This window comes from Pseudomonas sp. UM16, assembly GCF_050312595.1.
Classification (GTDB): domain Bacteria; phylum Pseudomonadota; class Gammaproteobacteria; order Pseudomonadales; family Pseudomonadaceae; genus Aquipseudomonas.
This window is the reverse complement of sequence record NZ_JBNPJT010000086.1, coordinates 1-314: the sequence shown is the minus strand read 5'-3', so window position 1 is coordinate 314 and position 314 is coordinate 1. Positions and strand designations below refer to the sequence as shown.

Annotated in this window: 1 protein-coding gene; it reads left to right on the top strand. The window is 60.8% G+C overall.

All coding sequences use genetic code 11. The features are described from left to right. The coding region (locus tag ACQRAX_RS25675) for an immunoglobulin-like domain-containing protein (protein ID WP_427867793.1) at positions 1–314 on the top strand (314 nt) is incomplete at both ends.

Here is a 314-nt window from a genome sequence, read left to right as displayed (position 1 = left end):
ACCGTGGCCGTCACCGCTGATCCCGCGAAAGAAGGCGACGCTAACGTCACCTTCCACTTCCAGCTGAGCAACCCGCCGCAGGGCACCGCCACCTTGACCGTCAACGTCGGCGGCAAGGACTACACCGTCAGCGTCGACAAAGACGGTTACGGCAAGTTGGATGTGCCAAACACCAACGGCGAAGATGCTTACCTCGACGGCTCTAAAGTCACTGCGACTGTGACCGATGTGAAAGGTGGCAACTACGAAGCCACCAGCGTGGACGGTGCGTCCGCGACTGCCGAGGTCAAAGACACCACCGACACCACCACCGT